The 16110-nt window shown below is 65.3% G+C and carries 19 protein-coding genes and 1 pseudogene; 9 read left to right on the forward strand and 11 right to left on the reverse strand.

What is annotated here, in order from left to right; all coding sequences use genetic code 11:
* Window positions 1-486, forward strand: a 486-nt coding sequence (locus tag DIE17_RS18625) for an AAA-associated domain-containing protein (protein ID WP_175693453.1), incomplete at its 5' end; no start/stop codon positions are given.
* A gap of 70 nt (window positions 487-556) precedes the next feature.
* On the opposite strand, the gene DIE17_RS18630 is transcribed toward DIE17_RS18625, so the two are convergent.
* Window positions 557-1051, reverse strand: coding sequence for a hypothetical protein (locus DIE17_RS18630; protein ID WP_124521578.1), 495 nt, complete (start codon window positions 1049-1051; stop codon window positions 557-559).
* Window positions 1048-1599, reverse strand: coding sequence for a hypothetical protein (locus tag DIE17_RS18635; protein ID WP_044846387.1), 552 nt, complete (start codon window positions 1597-1599; stop codon window positions 1048-1050). Before DIE17_RS18635 ends, DIE17_RS18630 begins: the two co-directional genes overlap by 4 nt.
* Window positions 1600-1886: 287 nt before the next feature.
* Here DIE17_RS18635 and DIE17_RS18640 point away from each other — a divergent pair, with 287 nt between their 5' ends.
* The 3 genes from DIE17_RS18640 (at window position 1887) to DIE17_RS18650 (ending at window position 4230) form a co-directional block, all read left to right on the forward strand.
* Window positions 1887-2072 (forward strand): hypothetical protein, encoded by a 186-nt coding sequence (locus DIE17_RS18640; RefSeq protein WP_059527452.1) that lies wholly within the window; start codon window positions 1887-1889, stop codon window positions 2070-2072.
* Window positions 2073-2222: 150 nt separating this feature from the next.
* The gene (otsA, locus tag DIE17_RS18645; RefSeq protein WP_124521580.1) at window positions 2223-3644 is read left to right on the forward strand and encodes an alpha,alpha-trehalose-phosphate synthase (UDP-forming); all 1422 of its coding nucleotides are present in this window, start codon (window positions 2223-2225) and stop codon (window positions 3642-3644) included.
* A 4-nt stretch (window positions 3645-3648) separates the two neighbouring features.
* Window positions 3649-4230 (forward strand): AAA family ATPase, encoded by a 582-nt coding sequence (locus tag DIE17_RS18650; protein ID WP_124521613.1) that lies wholly within the window; start codon window positions 3649-3651, stop codon window positions 4228-4230.
* A 51-nt stretch (window positions 4231-4281) separates the two neighbouring features.
* On the opposite strand, the gene DIE17_RS18655 is transcribed toward DIE17_RS18650, so the two are convergent.
* The gene (locus DIE17_RS18655) at window positions 4282-5649 is read right to left on the reverse strand and encodes an MFS transporter (RefSeq protein ID WP_044846391.1); all 1368 of its coding nucleotides are present in this window, start codon (window positions 5647-5649) and stop codon (window positions 4282-4284) included.
* Window positions 5650-5828: 179 nt separating this feature from the next.
* Complete coding sequence (locus tag DIE17_RS18660) at window positions 5829-6209, reverse strand: DUF5594 family protein (RefSeq protein ID WP_044846392.1); 381 nt, start codon at window positions 6207-6209, stop codon at window positions 5829-5831.
* Between the two features lie 117 nt (window positions 6210-6326).
* Here DIE17_RS18660 and DIE17_RS18665 point away from each other — a divergent pair, with 117 nt between their 5' ends.
* Complete coding sequence (locus tag DIE17_RS18665) at window positions 6327-6728, forward strand: hypothetical protein (protein ID WP_044846393.1); 402 nt, start codon at window positions 6327-6329, stop codon at window positions 6726-6728.
* 184 nt (window positions 6729-6912) lie between these two features.
* Here DIE17_RS18665 and DIE17_RS18670 read toward each other — a convergent pair whose 3' ends face one another.
* Window positions 6913-7287: a hypothetical protein gene (locus DIE17_RS18670; protein ID WP_124521581.1), complete on the reverse strand. Its 375-nt coding sequence runs from the start codon at window positions 7285-7287 to the stop codon at window positions 6913-6915.
* A 143-nt stretch (window positions 7288-7430) separates the two neighbouring features.
* Between DIE17_RS18670 and eco the strand changes: the two genes are divergently transcribed.
* Window positions 7431-7931, forward strand: coding sequence for a serine protease inhibitor ecotin (gene eco, locus DIE17_RS18675; RefSeq protein ID WP_044846395.1), 501 nt, complete (start codon window positions 7431-7433; stop codon window positions 7929-7931).
* Between the two features lie 117 nt (window positions 7932-8048).
* Here the strand turns inward: eco and DIE17_RS38015 are convergent.
* Window positions 8049-8387 (reverse strand): annotated as a pseudogene (locus DIE17_RS38015) (TetR family transcriptional regulator C-terminal domain-containing protein); the annotation flags it as partial.
* Between the two features lie 394 nt (window positions 8388-8781).
* On the opposite strand from DIE17_RS38015, the gene DIE17_RS18685 reads away from it, so the two are divergent.
* Entirely contained in the window at window positions 8782-9900 is a 1119-nt protein-coding gene (locus DIE17_RS18685; protein ID WP_124573303.1) for a right-handed parallel beta-helix repeat-containing protein, read from the forward strand.
* A 359-nt stretch (window positions 9901-10259) separates the two neighbouring features.
* Entirely contained in the window at window positions 10260-10748 is a 489-nt protein-coding gene (locus DIE17_RS18690; protein WP_124921198.1) for a hypothetical protein, read from the forward strand.
* Window positions 10749-10862: 114 nt separating this feature from the next.
* On the opposite strand, the gene DIE17_RS18695 is transcribed toward DIE17_RS18690, so the two are convergent.
* Window positions 10863-11600, reverse strand: a complete 738-nt coding sequence (locus DIE17_RS18695) for an Abi-alpha family protein (protein WP_124921199.1) — start codon at window positions 11598-11600, stop codon at window positions 10863-10865.
* Window positions 11601-11885: 285 nt separating this feature from the next.
* Between DIE17_RS18695 and DIE17_RS18700 the strand changes: the two genes are divergently transcribed.
* The gene (locus tag DIE17_RS18700; protein WP_124921200.1) at window positions 11886-12254 is read left to right on the forward strand and encodes a hypothetical protein; all 369 of its coding nucleotides are present in this window, start codon (window positions 11886-11888) and stop codon (window positions 12252-12254) included.
* A 147-nt stretch (window positions 12255-12401) separates the two neighbouring features.
* On the opposite strand, the gene DIE17_RS18705 is transcribed toward DIE17_RS18700, so the two are convergent.
* Genes DIE17_RS18705 through DIE17_RS18720 form a run of 4 tightly spaced genes read right to left on the reverse strand, consistent with a single transcriptional unit; the run spans window position 12402 to window position 16079 of the window.
* Window positions 12402-12719, reverse strand: a complete 318-nt coding sequence (locus DIE17_RS18705; protein ID WP_124921201.1) for a head-tail connector protein — start codon at window positions 12717-12719, stop codon at window positions 12402-12404.
* Window positions 12709-13998, reverse strand: a complete 1290-nt coding sequence (locus DIE17_RS18710) for a phage portal protein (RefSeq protein WP_124921202.1) — start codon at window positions 13996-13998, stop codon at window positions 12709-12711. The genes DIE17_RS18705 and DIE17_RS18710 overlap by 11 nt, the downstream gene beginning before the upstream one ends.
* Window positions 13998-14177 (reverse strand): hypothetical protein, encoded by a 180-nt coding sequence (locus DIE17_RS18715; RefSeq protein ID WP_060357439.1) that lies wholly within the window; start codon window positions 14175-14177, stop codon window positions 13998-14000. The genes DIE17_RS18710 and DIE17_RS18715 overlap by 1 nt, the downstream gene beginning before the upstream one ends.
* 12 nt (window positions 14178-14189) lie before the next feature.
* Window positions 14190-16079: a phage major capsid protein gene (locus DIE17_RS18720; RefSeq protein ID WP_260439253.1), complete on the reverse strand. Its 1890-nt coding sequence runs from the start codon at window positions 16077-16079 to the stop codon at window positions 14190-14192.
* Between the last annotated feature and the right edge of the window lie 31 nt (window positions 16080-16110).

Raw genomic sequence — 16110 nt, forward strand, 5'->3', positions numbered from 1 at the left:
AGCTGGCTGCCGCAGGTGTCGACCAACCTGATGGCCGGCCTGATCGAGACGCTCGCGATGGCGCCGTACCACGGCCGTGCCGACATGCCGGAAATCGCGCGCACGCTGCATCTGGAGGTCGACGACCTGTTCCCGATCGCCGAAGTGCTGCAGTACCTCGGCTTCGCCGACGTGCGCGAAGGGGACGTGTTCCTGACGCCGCCGGGGCGTGTGTTCGCGGAATTCGGCACGCAGGAGCGCAAGCTGATGTTCGCGGATCACCTGCTGAAGCACGTGCCGCTCGCCGCGCGGATCAAGAAGGTGCTGAACGAGCGCCCGGGCCATCGTGCGCCGCGTGTGCGTTTCGAGCAGGAGCTGGAGGATTTCCTGTCGGACGGCGCGGCGGAGGAAACGCTCGACGCGGTGATCGACTGGGGTCGTTACGGCGAGATCTTCTCGTACAACGACCAGACCGAAATCTTCAGTCTCGAGGACGTCGAGTCCTGAGCCGTCGAGCCGGGCCGTCTGGCCCGGCATCCGCACGCACGGCGCCTGCCAGGCGTCGCGCATCGCATCGTTACTGCAGGTTACCCCACCGGTCGACCGCCGGTTCGGCCGACGCCCACTTCCAGTGCGTGCCTTGCTGGCACGCATTCGCGAAATACCAGTCGGCCTTGTCGCCGTCCTTCACTGAGAACGCGAATTCCTTGCACAGCGCAAGCGCCGTCGAGTACGCGCGCGTGACGCGCACCTCGCCCTCGCCGTTTTCGAGCGGCAGCGTGTTCTTCACGTTCCACGGCTTCACTTCGCCGACGGCCAGGCTGCCGGCCGCCTTCGCGATCGCGTCCTGCTGGTTCTGATGGAGCTGTTTCATCGTGCGGTTGACGGCCTCGTCGGTCGCCGCCTGCACGGCGATCCCGACACCGACGCCGACGGCCGGGTTCGCCGTGACGAGGCCCGTCGCCGCGCCGGCGAGCGCGCCGCTCGCCGCGCCGACCGAGCCGCAGCCCGACAGCGCGGCGCTGGCCGCGCACAGCGCGCCGATCGCGGCGATTCGGATCGCGACGGTCATTGCAGCGCGCCCCAGCGTTCGGTCGCCGGTTCCGCCGACGCCCATTTCCACACGGGACCGTCGCGGCAGATCGTGGCGACGTAGAACGCCGATTGCGCGGCCTTGTCGGCCTTCGCGGGCGTGTCGACCGCGAACACGATTTCCTTGCAGTCGAGCGGGCCGATGCTGATCATCCGGCTGACCGTCACGCGGCCCTGTTCGTCATCCTCGATCGGAAACGAATGGTGCGTCGTCCACGGCGCGACGCCGCCGACGTCGAGCGGGCCGGCCGCCTTCGCGATCTGTTCCTGCGTGTAGCGGTGCGCGACGCGCTGCGTGTACTGGACGCCCGCACGCGCACCGGCGACGGCGCCGAGGCCGATGCCTGTCGCGACGGCGGCATTGTTGGTGACCTTGGAGGCGATCGCGGCGCCCGCGATACCGGCGCCGGCGGTCGCGCCTTCGCTGTACAGCGAGTTGCAGCCGGACAGCAGTGCGGCGGTGGCGAGCGCGGCCAGCACGATGCGCGCCGGCGTGGCCCGGCGCGGCGGTTCGAAACCCATGTTCATCCCTGAGTGCAAGTCCTGTCTGGGTGAGCGGCGACGCATGCGCGCCCCCTTGCCGCGTCATTGTTTCGCAATGGTCATAGGAAAACTGCAAAGCTTTGACAAATGGCCGGCGGCGGGTCGCGCGCGTACGCGCGGCGCTATTGTCGGACAGATGGCGGAGCCGGGGTCAAAACGTTACAAATTGAAGGTAATTGTTACCGTGGCGTGCGAGGAAGCGACCTAGACTGTTTTGTTATGGAATGTTTCTACGACGGCTCCGAGCCGCGCGCCATATGAGACACCCAGCCATGCGCCGTTCGAAACGGTTTTCTCCCCGGCCGCCCGATGCAGGTGCCGAGCGCCCGCGTCCGCAGACCGACGCGCCGGCCGGTGCGCCCGACGAGACGCCGTCCGACGGCGATCACAACCAGGGCGGCGCACGCCCGGAAGGGCTCGACTATCAACGCGACCTCGGCCAGGAGCAGGACGCTTGAGGCTGTCGCCGCTGTATTCCGCTGCCGCATTTCATTGCGCGCCGTGTTGCATCGCTCACATCTGAATCGCCGCGCGACTGCCTTCGGGCCGTCGCGTCCGCCTTGGCGCGCGCTGCGCGTCATTCAATCGAATCGAGGAGGGGAAGCCGCATGAGCAGATTGATCGTGGTATCGAACCGTGTCGCCGCCGGCGAGGACACGCGCCCGAGCGCAGGCGGTCTCGCGGTCGGCGTGATGGATGCGCTGAAGGAAACCGGCGGCGTCTGGTTCGGCTGGAACGGCGAGATCGTCGGTACGCCCGACACGCAACCGGCGATCCAGCGGGACGGCAACGTCACCTATGCGACGGTGGGGCTGACCCGGCGCGACTACGATCAGTACTACCGCGGTTTCTCGAACGCGACACTCTGGCCGGTGTTTCACTACCGCAGTGATCTCGCGCGCTTCGACCGGCAGGAGTACGCCGGCTATCTGCGCGTGAACGCGATGCTCGCGAAGCAGCTCGCCGCGCTGCTGCGGCCCGACGACCTGATCTGGGTGCACGACTATCACCTGCTGCCGTTCGCGCATTGCCTGCGCGAGCTCGGCGTGAAGAATCCGATCGGCTTCTTCCTGCACATTCCGTTTCCGTCGCCCGACATGCTGCGCGTCGTGCCGCCGCACGACGAGCTCGTGAAGTTCATGTGCGCGTACGACATCGCGGGTTTCCAGACCGACGCCGACAAGCAGGCGTTCACCGACTACATCGAGCGGCGCGGCATCGGCGCGGCGAGCGACGACGGGATGCTGCATGCGCACGGCCGCGTCGTGAAGGTCGCCGCCTATCCGATCGGCGTGCATCCGGATGCGATCGCCGAGGCGGCCGTCCAGTATGGCTCGCGCAAGCCGGTGAAGATGCTGCGCGACGCGCTCGGGGGCCGCAAGCTCGTGATGAGCGTCGACCGGCTCGACTATTCGAAGGGGCTCGTCGAGCGCTTCCAGTCGTTCGAGCGGATGCTCGCCAACCAGCCGGGCTGGCAGGGGCGCGTGTCGCTCGTGCAGATCGCGCCGCCGACGCGCTCCGACGTGCAGACCTACCAGCGCATTCGCGAGACGCTCGAAGGCGAGGCCGGCCGTATCAACGGCCGCTTCTCGCAGCTCGACTGGACGCCGATCCAGTACCTGAACCGCAAGTACGAGCGCAATCTGCTGATGGCGTTCTTCCGGATGTCGCAGGTCGGCTACGTGACGCCGTTGCGCGACGGGATGAATCTCGTCGCGAAGGAATACGTCGCGTCGCAGGACCCGGCCGATCCGGGCGTGCTCGTGCTGTCGGAGTTCGCGGGCGCGGCGGCCGAGCTGAGCGGCGCGCTGCTCGTCAATCCGTACGACCTGTCGCAGATGGCCGATGCGCTCGAGCGCGCGCTGTCGATGCCGCTCGCCGAGCGGCGGGCGCGGCACGAGGCGAACCTCGCGCGGCTGCGCGAGAACAACCTTTCGGTCTGGCGCGACACGTTCGTCGCCGACCTGCGCAGCGTCGCGGCGGCCGCGTCGGTCACGCGGCGCGCGGGCCGGCGGGCCGCGCATGTCTGAGCGGATGTCCGAGCGCGTGGAGGAGGGTGGCGCGGCGGACGATGCGGCCGCCCGCTTCTTCATCGTCACGGGCGGCCCCGGCTCCGGCAAGAGCACGTTGCTCGATGCGCTCGAGCGTACCGGTTTCGCGCGCTCGCACGAGGCCGGGCGCGGCGTGATCCGCGACCAGATGGCGATCGACGGCCCGGCGCTGCCGTGGCGCGACCGGGCCGCATTCGCCGAGCAGATGCTGAACTGGGAGATGCGTTCGCACCATCTCGCGCGAGGCGCGCGCGGGCCCGTGTTCTTCGATCGCGGCGTGCCGGACGTGATCGGTTACCTGCGCCTGACGGGCCTTGCGGTGCCCGCACACGCGGAGGCCGCGGCGCGGCGCTTCCGCTATCACCGGCGTGTGTTCATCGCGCCGCCGTGGCCCGAGATCTACACGCACGACACCGAGCGCCGGCAGGATTTCGCGGAGGCCGTGCGCACCTACGACGCGATGGTCGACTGCTATACGGCGTATGGTTATCGGCTGATCGAGCTGCCGCGCGTGAGCGTGAAGGCGCGCGTGCGCTTCGTGATGGACGCGCTCGACGCTGCCTGAGTTGCGGGCGCGGCGCGCTGCGGCGTCAGGTCGCAGCGTGAAGTCGCCGCATCAGGCCGCAGCGTCGGGGCGCGGCGACGCGATGCGCAGCATGCTGACCACCGCGGCGACCGCCGCGAACACCGTGGCGACATAGAGCGCGATCGTCGGACCGCGGTCGGGCGCCAGCCCGAAAATCAGCGCGACGAGCGCGGCACCGAGCGTCTGGCCCGTCAGGCGCGCCGTGCTCAGCATCCCGCCGGCGCCGCCGCTGCGCTCGCGCGGCGCCGACGACAGCATCGCGCGATTGTTCGGCGACTGGAACAGCCCGAAGCCCGCGCCGCACAGCGCCATCCGCCACACGATGTCGACGGTACCCGGGTGCGCGCCGATCGTCGCGAGCGACAGCAGCCCGGCCGCGAACAGCGCGAGCCCGATGCCGCCGAGGATGCCGGCCGAATAGCGGTCCGACAGCACGCCCGCGAGCGGCGCGGCGAATACGATCACGAGCGGCCACGGCGTCATGTAGAGGCCGGTTTCGACCTGGGAGAAGCCGAGCGAATGCTGCAGCCAGAACGGCAGCGCGACGAACGCGAGCATCTGCGACGTGAACGACGCGACCGACGTGCAGATCGACAGCGCGAACATCGGGATGCGCATCAGGTCGACCGGCAGCAGCGGCGCCGGCTGCGACAGCTGGCGCTTCACGAAGAAGTAGCCGACGCCGAACGCGACGGCCAGCTCGGCCGCGACGTACGCGTGGCTTTCGCCGTGACCGAGCCCGTCGACGGCCATGATCAGCAGGCCGAACACGCAGGCGTTCATCAGCGCGCTCGGGAAATCGTACGGCGCGTCGTGCAGCGGGTTGGCCGGCAGCGCACGCAGGCTGCCGAACACCGCGGCGATGCCGATCGGCACATTGACCGCGAACAGCCAGGGCCACGACGCGAACGACAGGATCGCCGATGCGACCGTCGGGCCGATCGCCGACGACAGCGCGACCACCATCGCGTTGATCGACAGCCCGCGCCCGAGCATCGACGACGGGTAGATCATGCGCACCAGCGCCGCGTTGACGCTCATGATGCCGGCCGCACCGAACCCCTGGATCACGCGCATCACCGCGAGCGTCGGCAGCGAGCCGGCGAGCGCGCAGCCGAGCGACGCCGCGGTGAAGAGCGCAAGACCCGCGATGTAGATGCGGCGATAGCCGACGCGTTCGCCGAGCGACGCGAGCGGCAGCAGCGTGATCGTGACCGCGAGCTGGTACGCGTTGACGATCCAGATCGATGCGGCATCGGACGCGTGCAGGTCGCGCGCGATCGTCGGCAGCGCGACGTTCGCGATGGCGCCGTCGAGCACGGCGAGCGTGATGCCCAGTGCGACGCAGACGATCGCCCAGTAGCGTTGCGGAAGCGGCAGGCCGGTATCGGCGTTCATGGCGGGAGCGAAAGCGTGGTTGTCCGCGTGCCCGGGTGCCGGTTGCGTGCGCAACCATGCTTGCGGGTGGAGGCGGCGGTGGACGGTCCGGCCAGCCTGGCGGCGCCGGCGCGGGGCCGGTCGAGTGTATCACCGGGCCGAATCGCGCGACGCCGACACCGCCGCCGGCCGGCGCGCGTTCAGCCTTCGAAATCGAGGCCGCCGAGCCGCACGAGCGGGTCGGCCTGCGTGCGCGACGCGAGGTCGATGTCGCGCGCGCCCTCCCATGCGCTCAGCTTCCTCGGCAGCGCGCTCAGATAGTGCTCGAACCGCATGGGCCCGTCGGGCTCCATCAACCGTTCGATCTCGTCGGTGTCCCAGGTCAGTTCGAGGTTCAGCGGATGCACGAAGCCGCTCACGTGCTCGTGCGGCGCGCTGCGGATCTGCACGCGCGTCGGTTGCCCGTGGCCGCCGTACGGGACGACGTCGGTCAGTACGTGATCGGCGAAGAAGGCGGCGATCGCCTGCGCGATGCGCGGCGCGAATTCGGTATCGAAACGGCGGGCGGTTTCGGGCTGCATGAAGGCGTCTCCAGTGTGCCGAAAATCGTAGCACGGCCGTGCCGCGTTTCGGCGTGCGTGATACCCGTAATGGCGCGTTACCACTTGCTGCATCTATTACGGCCGGGCGCGGCCACAATGCATCGCATCCAGTACCACTTCGCGTGGGAGTCCATCATGAAAAAGATTGCCGCTGTATGTGTCCTCGCCGGTTCGCTCGCCGTGGCGGGCCCGGCGTCCGCGCATGGCCGCGACGGGGGCGCCGTCATCGGCGCGCTGATCGGCGGCGCGGTGCTCGGGGCGATCGTGACGTCGGCGATGAATCCGCCCGTCGCGTATCAGGCGCCCGTGTATCAGGCACCGGCCTATCAGCCGCCGACGTACTACCAGGCACCGGCCTACCAGCAGCCGGCTTATCCGACCTACCAGCAGGCGCAATACCAGGACGACGGCCCGAGCTATTGCTACGACCGTTATCAGCGCGCGTACGTGTGCGGCGCGCCCGTGTCGGGCGGCTATGCGCAGCCGGCGGGGTGGTAAGAAGCGGGCACGCGCATGAGGCGCGGGCAGGTTCGGCGTTGCGTAGCCGGCCGCCCCGGTTTCCGGTGGAGCGGACGACAAAAGGCCCTCGCGGTGATGCGAGGGCCTTGCTTTTTGACGGTCGTCTATCGGCTCGTATCGGCCTCGCGCGGGCCGTGCGTGGATACAAACGGTTGCAATTGCGTCAGTGGCGATGGCCGCCGCCGTTGCCTTGGCCGCGCCCGCCGCCGTCGTCATTCCAGTCGGCGCGGCGTCCGTCGCCGCGGCCCCAGCCGCCGTGACGGGCGCGTTCGCTGCGGTCGCGATCCCAGCCGCCGCGGTCACGATTCCAGCCCTCGCGTCCGCGATCCCAGTCGCGGCGTCCGCGGTCCCAGTCGCGCCCGCCGCCACCGCCCCAGATGTTGACCGTCCCGTACACGGGCGACGCCCCGTAGGCCGGCCCGTACGCGTAGCCGGGATCGGAATAGTAGGGCTGTCCGTAGCCGTATCCGGCGTCCGGACCGACGACGCACCCGGCCAGCAGCGTGGCGACGCCGGCGGCAGCAATGAGCTTCAGCATGATGATCTCCGTTGGTTTCCGTATAAGTACCGCGCGCGGGGATCGCCGGCTGTATGCAATTGTGTCGTGAAATTACAGCGCCGTAAGGTCTTGGAGCGAAAGTGTTAGCATCCAGGGCCTATTTGTTTTTCAGGAGCACATCGATGAAATTCGCGATCCGGGCCGTCCTGGCCGCCCTTTGCGTGACGACCGCCGCCGCCTGCGCGGCCGGGCCCGCATCGGCGCCTGCCGTGCCGGCCGAGTCGATCAAGATGTTCCCGCAGCCGACGGCCGGCCAGCAGCGCGCGGTGATCGCGCTGCCCGCGCTCGAGAACGAAGGCGACGCGCGCGTCGAGCTGATGATCGGCAAGACGCTGCAGACCGACTGCAACCAGCAATGGTTCGGCGGGGAACTGACCGCCGAGGACGTGAAGGGCTGGGGCTATACGTACTATCGCCTGACCGACGTGAAGGGGCCGGCGTCGACGCTGATGGCCTGCCCGGGCCAGGCGCCGCAGCAGCGCTTCGTGCAGGTGCGCGGCGACGGCCAGCTGCTGCGCTACAACAGCCGCCTGCCGCTCGTCGTGTACGTGCCGGACGGTTTCGACGTGCGCTACCGCGTGTGGCATGCGTCGAAGGACGTGCAGCACGCCGTGACGCAGTAATGCATCGGCGCGGTCGTGCAGGGGCGCTTGCCGCTGCACGGTCGCGTGTGGTTTCGCTTGCGGGCTTCTTTCCGAGGTCCGCCGTTTTATCCGCCGCTCGCGTGTGCGAGCACAGCATGCGGCCAGCGCGGCTTGCGCGACCGCCTCCAGATCGCGACGGCTCGCACCGTCGCGCGCCCGAATCGACATCCCCTGTTGCACCGTCACGTAGTAGCGCGCGATCGCGTCGAGGTTCGCATGTGCCGAGAGCTCTCCGGTCGCAACGCTTTCGCCCAGCCGCGCGTCTAACGCGGTGACGGTCTGCTCGCGCATCGCGATCAGCATTTGCCGGACCGTGTCCGAGCGCTCGGCCGGATGCAGTGCCGATAGCACGATCAGGCAGCCGGCGGGTCTCGAGCGGCGCGTGAAGACGCGCGCCGTCTGCATCAGGTAGTCCTTGATGGCGTCGTGTGCCGCATGTCACCGTGATGGCGCGATGATGAATGGAAGAGGATAACGAACGGTTTTGCAGGCGCACGGCGGAATTCATTTACAAAGTAATCAAGCGTACTTACGATGACGCCAATCTGGGCTAGCGGAACTTCGTATGCGTACGGTCGATCAGGCGATGCTTGCCGCGCTGTGCCTTTGGCTTGCTGCATGCGGCGGCGGTGACGGCAGCGCGGCTCCGGCATCGCAAACCGTTGCGGGCACATCGACATCGTCCGTCGCACCTGCCGGCGCTGCATCCGGCGCATCGGCTGCATCGACGAATTCCGGCAGCCCGGCACCGACCGCTGCGCCGGCCGGTTCCGCGTCCGGCACGACGCTTCTGCTGTCCAGTGGCGCCAAACCGATTCTGGTCGCCGATGTGACGGTCTCCCCGGCTGCCGACGGCAGCGACCAGGCCGACGCGTTGCAGAAGGCATTCGACAGCCTGCGTGCCGGCCAGCGCCTGGTCATCGCGCCGGGCCGCTACGTCGTCGGGCATTCGCTTGCCGTGACGGTGCCGCAGGCGGTGATCTCGGGATACGGCGCGACGCTGGCCGCGACGAATCCCGCCGACCAGACGATCGTGATGAGCGGCGCCGGCTCGACGCTCGTCGGCGTGACGCTGGCCGGCACCGGCACCGCGCGGCTCACGACGCCCGAGTCGACCAAGGTCGAGGTCACGGGCTCGGACGTTCAGGTGCTCGGGGTGACGATCCAGGGCGGCGCGAGCGCCGGGATCTTCGTGTTCGGCGGCAACCGTATCGCGATCGTGGGCAATACCGTGCGGGCGACGCTGGCCGACGGCATTCATACGACCTACGGATCGACCAACGTGCTGGTGCAGAACAATACGGTGACCGGCACCGGCGACGATCTGATCGCCGTGGTCAGCTATCTCGGCGACGGCCGCCTGAGCAGCAACGTGCTGATCGACCATAACGCGGTATCGGGCAATTCTTGGGGGCGCGGCATCACCGTTGTCGGCGGGCAGGCGGTGACGATCTCGAACAATACGGTCGACGGCGTCGAGAAGGCGGCGGGGATTCTGGCCGCGCAGGAGGACAGCTGGAAAACCTACGGGGCTTCGAACGTCGTCATCACGGGCAATACCGTGACCAACATCCAGAACGCGAACGTGAACAACGGATTGCAGCCGACGCAGCAGGGCGCGATCGAGCTGGATACCTGGTCGGGAGCGGTGTCGGACGTCACGGTGGCGAACAACCGCGTGTCGGGTTCCGGATATGCGGGGTTCCGGGCGTACGGAAACGTGTGTTCTTTCAGCGTGACGGGCAACACGTTCTCGTCGATCGCCGGGTTGCCGGTCTCGTTGCTGACGAACGGTTGCGCGTCGAGCCAGATCGTCGTCGATGCGAACCGGCTCGCGGACGGCAGTGTGCTGGCGCTGCCGGCGGGGGCGTCGTCGACGGGGACGTTTGCCGTGACGGGCGCGAATGCGAGTCTGATGCCGCAGGTCAGGACGGGGTTGATGCGGTGACGGGGCGGTCAGGGCTCAGGCCTGGCGGCCATTGGCTGGCACAGCACGGCATACGCGGCTTCGGCGGAACACGCGGCCAAGCGTGAGCGTGGGCACCCGACGTTCGGACGCTGTGCGTGCCGACGGTGCGATTTTCAGGCTGGGGCGGAATTTCGGGAAATTGCTGGTCCCCCGACAGAATTCATATCTTCATGACCATTAATAGGATGGGTGTGGTTCTAAGTAAAAAGACCCCCAATACAACCCCCAGCAGAGCGAGCTCTCAAGATTACCGCCGAACAAACCGGCGGGAAATGCGATCATTGTGTTTCATCCGGGCAGCGCAGCTGCGAACCGCAGTCTCCACATTTCTGGGAAGCATGACTACACAACCCCCGATTGATCCGCAGGCAGTGGCGGAAGAATTGGCCCATCGCCAAGCCTTGCGAACTTCGCTTGAAGAGTGGTGGGAGAGGTTGGCGGAAATGTCTGCAACGTGGGACCTTGAGACCGTCAAGCACCTTGTCGTGCTGAACGCCGCTGGCTTCGCGGGGGTGGCAACACTACTCGCTGGAAGCAAGCCGCTTCAGCCTGGATGGATCGGCCGGGCGACGCTGCTCGGATACGGTTTTGGCGTGGCTTTCGCTATTCTCAACATGTACTTGGCGTCTGTGCGTTTCGACAAGATGACTATGGAGATCAAAGAGCGAATCGTGGCAACTCACGATTTGTCGAAGCCGATGGATAACGTCTTCGGTCGGCTCACGTCAGGACACCGATTCGGTATTGCTGGCCAGATATGCGGATGGGGAGCGGCCATACTTGCGGTGGTGAGCACGCTCGCGATTGGTTTCAGCCTCGTGAAGTGACGGCTCATCGTGCTCGGCCGTAGCGGCAGCAGCGTGCAAAAAAGCCCACTTGCTTTCGCAGAGCGGGCTTTGATGTTGGTGGCGGGGATCAGATTTGAACCTATGACTTTCGAGTTATGAGCCCGACGAGCCTGTTGAGTCGCTCCGGCACGACAATGTGCATGCGGCAACAAAAAACGAGCCGAGATAGGTTGGATTGACGCTGTCCATCATTTCACCCCCGCCCATGGTTCTCGTCAGTGTGAGACATCCGAGGCGAGCCAGGTTAGCAAGCGACAGACGGACGTCATTGGAGGGCTCTGGATTTTCGGAGGACCTACGACCGCCCTCAGGGCAAATAATGGCTCGCTCCGGGAGGTAACCGGTGAATACTCCTTGATGATGCATTTCGCCAAACGGCAGCGCATATATCGTGCGCAGTATGCGAGCGTCGAGCGGCGTGAGATCTCTAAGAATCGAAATGTATGCCGCGCTCAGATCTATGCCGCTATCGGCATTGGCGGCATTGACCAAAAGCGTTGCCCACAAATCTCGTATATCTGCGTCATCCTCCAAGGAGGCGGCTTGCAGAAGGGGGACCGCGAACTTAGGAGGGATTGTTCGCGTAGGAGAAGGCAATCCGATTTGCGCTAGCTTTCGGTCAGCGCGTGCCATGAGATCTACCTGATTCTCCCATCGCATGTATTTCAGCTTGTCCTCGACGATTCCTGACGCAAGTTGCAGCGGACCTCCGATGTATCTCGCCACAAACGTTCCGAGTCTAGTGGTTGCCTCCACAACCTGTCCTGCTGTTTTGGCGACTTCCTCGGTGGCTTTTGCGACGTCGGATGCGGCTTGAATTGGATCGGACACGTGACACCTTGTACATTGAGCGAAGGAGCTATGATCAGAGCGTAAACAGCGATCTCCGGCAAGAGGCACGGTGTCCTCGCAGCCGGGAGCTTACGCATGCGGGGAATCAGCCTCACTCCTCAAGGGCCTGGGTAATGACGCGCTCGGGCAGATGCGGCGCGTAAATTGAGACTTGCTGAGCTACTGCCGGTCGGTCGAAGTATGGGGCACGGTCGGCACTGGTTGAACATGTTCGGCATGGTTCCCATAGAAGAGGTCGATCAGGCATCCGCCATCGATTGAAAGTTGTCCGGACTGGAGGTCAATGTGAATACGAAAAGTGCGAAGCGCAACCTGTACAACTCTGACGAGGATTTTTGGCGGGATCTGGACAGGCTAAACGCGCTCGACAATCCTTACTTGCCGTGGCGCGCAGTTGAAGCTCGCAAGAGTCATATTGATGAGTTCGGGGATGCAGTCGAGAATGGGGAGGTGCATTACGTGAAGGATGCTGGGCGCGCATTCACTCCCCCATTCCGCCTATCGCGTAGTTCCATGGAAAAGGTTCTTTACGTGGCCGTGCGTCTTAATCCGACCATTCAGGGGCTTGCAGACAAATTGATAAAGAAAGCGGAGGATGAGTTGTTTAGCCACCTGGATCAGCAGACGCCATAACTGTGTGGTGCCGCGTGATGGGCTGTCGGTATTCGGGTTTCGTGCAGAATGCACGTGCCGTTGCAACGGGTCATATAAGAAGCCCGCTATGCTGTCGCATAGCGCTGCGTCAAAGCGTATCAGCGCAGATCACTCTGTGATTGAGCCTCAAGCCACTGCCGGATCGCGCAAGCGCATAAGAAGTGACTCGACCGCCGGCGTGAGCGGGCTGGTCGCACCTTCGCGGTCATCGTATAGGGTGCCAAGCACTAGGAGGACAGCCGAGCGCACCGCGCCGGGCACGGTGCTCGCAGTGTCACCTTCTTCGAGTGCCCATGTGTCGGGGACCTCCTTCAGTTTCAGATAGTCCACGACGATGTCGCTGGCCGCGTCGATCAGATCCTTGATCGCGTAGTCATCCTCGCCCGCTTCGACGCGCAGGTGCGAGAGTGCGCGATTGAACGAGACGAGTTGTTTAATTGCCATTGGTCGGCTCCTTTGATTCAGGCGTGCTGGTCGTCGTGGTGCTGCTTGGCGCGGGATCCTTGTCGCGCTCGGCGAGCGCGCGCAGCGAGTAATTCTGCTGCTGGAGGTAGGGCGTATCGCCGCCCGGAACCGGCGCCATGTTTTCGGCAGCACGCGCCTCATTCGGGGCCATCCAGCCACCGCCTACGGCTTTTGAGTGCGCGTCATATCGCGCGGCTGGATCCATGCGCAAGAGCCCGCGTACATCAACGTCAAACCCCTGGCCGTCCGGGACTTCGAAGCCGTCATCGAGACAGAGTTCGAGTTCTTCGATCGGGGCTTGCAGGCAATCGGTGTAGTACGACTGTTCAAGCGCGCCGATGTTGGCTGCTGTTTTCGAGCCGGTCGGGTCGGCACCGATCTTGTAGAGCGGGACGTGATAGCAGCGCGCCACGTCTTCGACAGCCCAGCGGAGCTGTTCAACGAGCTGCGCATCCGTGGCGGTCATCATGACGGTTTCGTACTTCAGTCCGTCACCCACCACAGCCAAACGGCCGGCGTTTTCGCCGCCGTAGTTCGTTTCCCAATGGGTCTTCAGCCGGTTTGCGGTTTCGTCGCTGATCTTGCCGGGCGCGGACAGGATGCCGCCAGGCCGCGACATGTTGCCGAAGAACTTCCGGCTGTTCTGCTGGATACGGTTTCCCATCGTGCCGGCCGCGGCCGCCGCGACGATCGGTGATACACCAATGAGCGGATGCCAGGGGCAGATACCGCGATCGTGGATGATCTCCGACGCCGGAATCGTGACTTTCTCCGGCAGGCCGCGCAGCGGATCGGCGGCCACCTGATAGAACACAGCACCGCTGGGCGCGACGAGCGGAACAACGCGCGTCGGGTCGAGCACGTACATCGCAATCACGTTGCGCAGCATGTCGCGAACGAGCAGCACATACGCGTTGCCAGCGAGCAGCTTCGACACCTGCCACGCCTTCACGAACTGAATTCGATTTTGGTACGGATTCGGCCGACGTAGCGGCCCCGTGAAGCGGGGCGCACTGGCGTCCTGCCAGATATTGCCGATCTGCTTCACGTACCGGATGCCGAGTTTCGAGATGTCCGAGGCGATGCGATCCACGCACGCGTAAACGGCCGAGAACGCGAGCAGGTCGTGGCGGCTATCAACGCCCATACCGGTCTGCCACGCGCCCGCGAACGGCTCGCGCACGACACCGGCAATCGTGCCGCCTCCGCCGACCGGAGCGGGCGGAGCGGCTTTCCGCGTCCAGGAGAAAAGCCGCATCAACCCTCCGGCCGCATGTCGCGGCGCTTGTACGTGGAACGTTTCGCCGCCGGCTCGCGGATCTTCCCGAGTAGGATCAGCAGCTCGACGTGCTTCGGATCATCAACCTCGATCCGCTCGCCGACGTGCCGTGTGCGTCCCGCATACGGGAACGCCACGACTACCTCATAGGTTTGCATGGCGTTCCCCGCTTAGCCCGCTTGCGCTGCGTCGCCGTAGGCTGCGCCGGAAATGTACTGGACGCCTTCGACGCGGCGACGCTTCCAGTTAATGAAGCGCTCGGCCTTCAGGGCGATGAAGCCGTTTTGCCACAGCGACACCAGTTCTGTAGCGCCAGCGACGGGCGCGCTGTCCATTTGCAGCGACGCTTCGCGGCTCACGTCGAGCGTCACACCGCCGTCGTCGGCGAACAGGATTTCGCTTGCCTTCGCGAGTACGATGTTGTCGCCGGCCGTTTGCGACAGGATCGCCGGCAGTCCGAAGAACGTGCCGCCCGCCATCGTCAGGCCCGGAAACTCCGGTTGCCCCATCACGTTCAGCATCAGCGACAGCGCGAGGGCCGTCGTCTCCGACATGATCCAGACCGCGCCGGCGACCGACAGATTGGCCGTGATGTACGCCTGGAATACCTTTTTCACGTCTGCGCGCACGGCTTCCGCATCCTTGCCTGATGCCGGAATCGCCTTGACGCCGTTCGTGATCGACGCGGGCGACAGGCCATTCGCGCCGGCTTCAACAGCCGGATCGATGAATTGCCCGTCGAGGAATTGGCTGATGGTCGAAATGAGATCCTGCTGGACGACGCCTTCTGCGCTCGGCGTCGAGAAGCGCGCGAGTTCTTCCGTGATCGCGACGATGCCGGCTACCTTCGAGAAGCCGAGTGTCGTCGTGTTGAACGCCAGCGCCGAGACGGGCGCGGGCTTGCCTTCGCCGACCCAGCCGACCGACGAGCCCGTAGCCTGGCCGGGGATGCGGACATTGAACGGGACGCGGCGAAGCCCTTCGATGCGACCGACGATCGTAGCCGGGCGCAGCAGTTCGATGAACTCGCCGGCCATGTTCTGATATTCGACGAGCGGCGCGGCCCACGACGGATCGGTCGTCGTGCCGGCTGCGACGGCCGCCTTGAGGACCGTCTCAACCTCCGGCGTTGAATCCTTCCATTGCTTCGCGATCTCGGCCGCTTGCATGAGGTTGCCCTTCGAGCGCGCGAGTGCGATCGCGTAACGCGTGAACGCCGTGCCTTTGGTGACGTTGGGCGTCACGATGACGGGCGAGTGCGCCGCCGGGCCGCCCGCGACCGGAACGGCCGACTTGGCCTCGATCGCTTGCTGTTCCTTGAGGCGCGTTTCGTGGGCGTCGAGCGACTTCAGCTCGGCGTTGAGCTGATCGTATTCCGTCGACTCGACTTCGTTCAGCGTGCGGCCACCGTCTGCGTCAGCGCCATCCATCAGCGCCTTTTTGCGTGCGATGTGTTCCGCTCGCTTCTTCGCGAGAGCCTTAAGTCGTTCAGCAATGGTCATGTCATGGTCCTTGATGATGGGAGTGCTCAAACGCACGACGGGCGCTCCCACACGGGACTTGTCATGCGCTTTGATTGATTGAACTGCCGCATCAGCGTTTGCCGGGATCGTCACGGCGCTGAGTTCGAACAGTTCGCAGGATTTGATGAGGAAGCCGCCGGTCGCCTTGTCGTACACGGCGTCGAGAGGGCGGAATCCGATGGACAGGCCCGGCACCAAACCGGCTTTGATGAGGTTGTATGCCTCATCGATGTATGCGGCAGTGCCGGGCGGGGCGATCGTCGCCTCAACCTCCGCGCCGGCCGCTGTGACCGTCATTTTGTTGACGGTGCCTATGGGCTTGCTCGGATCGTGCTGCCACAGCAGCGGGAAAGGCGTCTTGAATTGGATGCCTTCGGGAACGACGGTGTCGCCTACGCGATCGGGCGTCGGAGTGGAGGCGATGCCCTTGAGCACCCGCGTCCCGTCGTCGAGGTTCTTCACCGCGAACCGCGAGAACGCTTTGTTCGACGCCTGGGCGGTTTGCTTGGTGATAAATTTCGAAATTTGCTGATCCATTGGCATTTGATTGCGTGAATATCGTCATTAT

The sequence above is a fragment of the Burkholderia sp. Bp9099 genome (assembly GCF_003857805.1).
Lineage (GTDB): Bacteria > Pseudomonadota > Gammaproteobacteria > Burkholderiales > Burkholderiaceae > Burkholderia.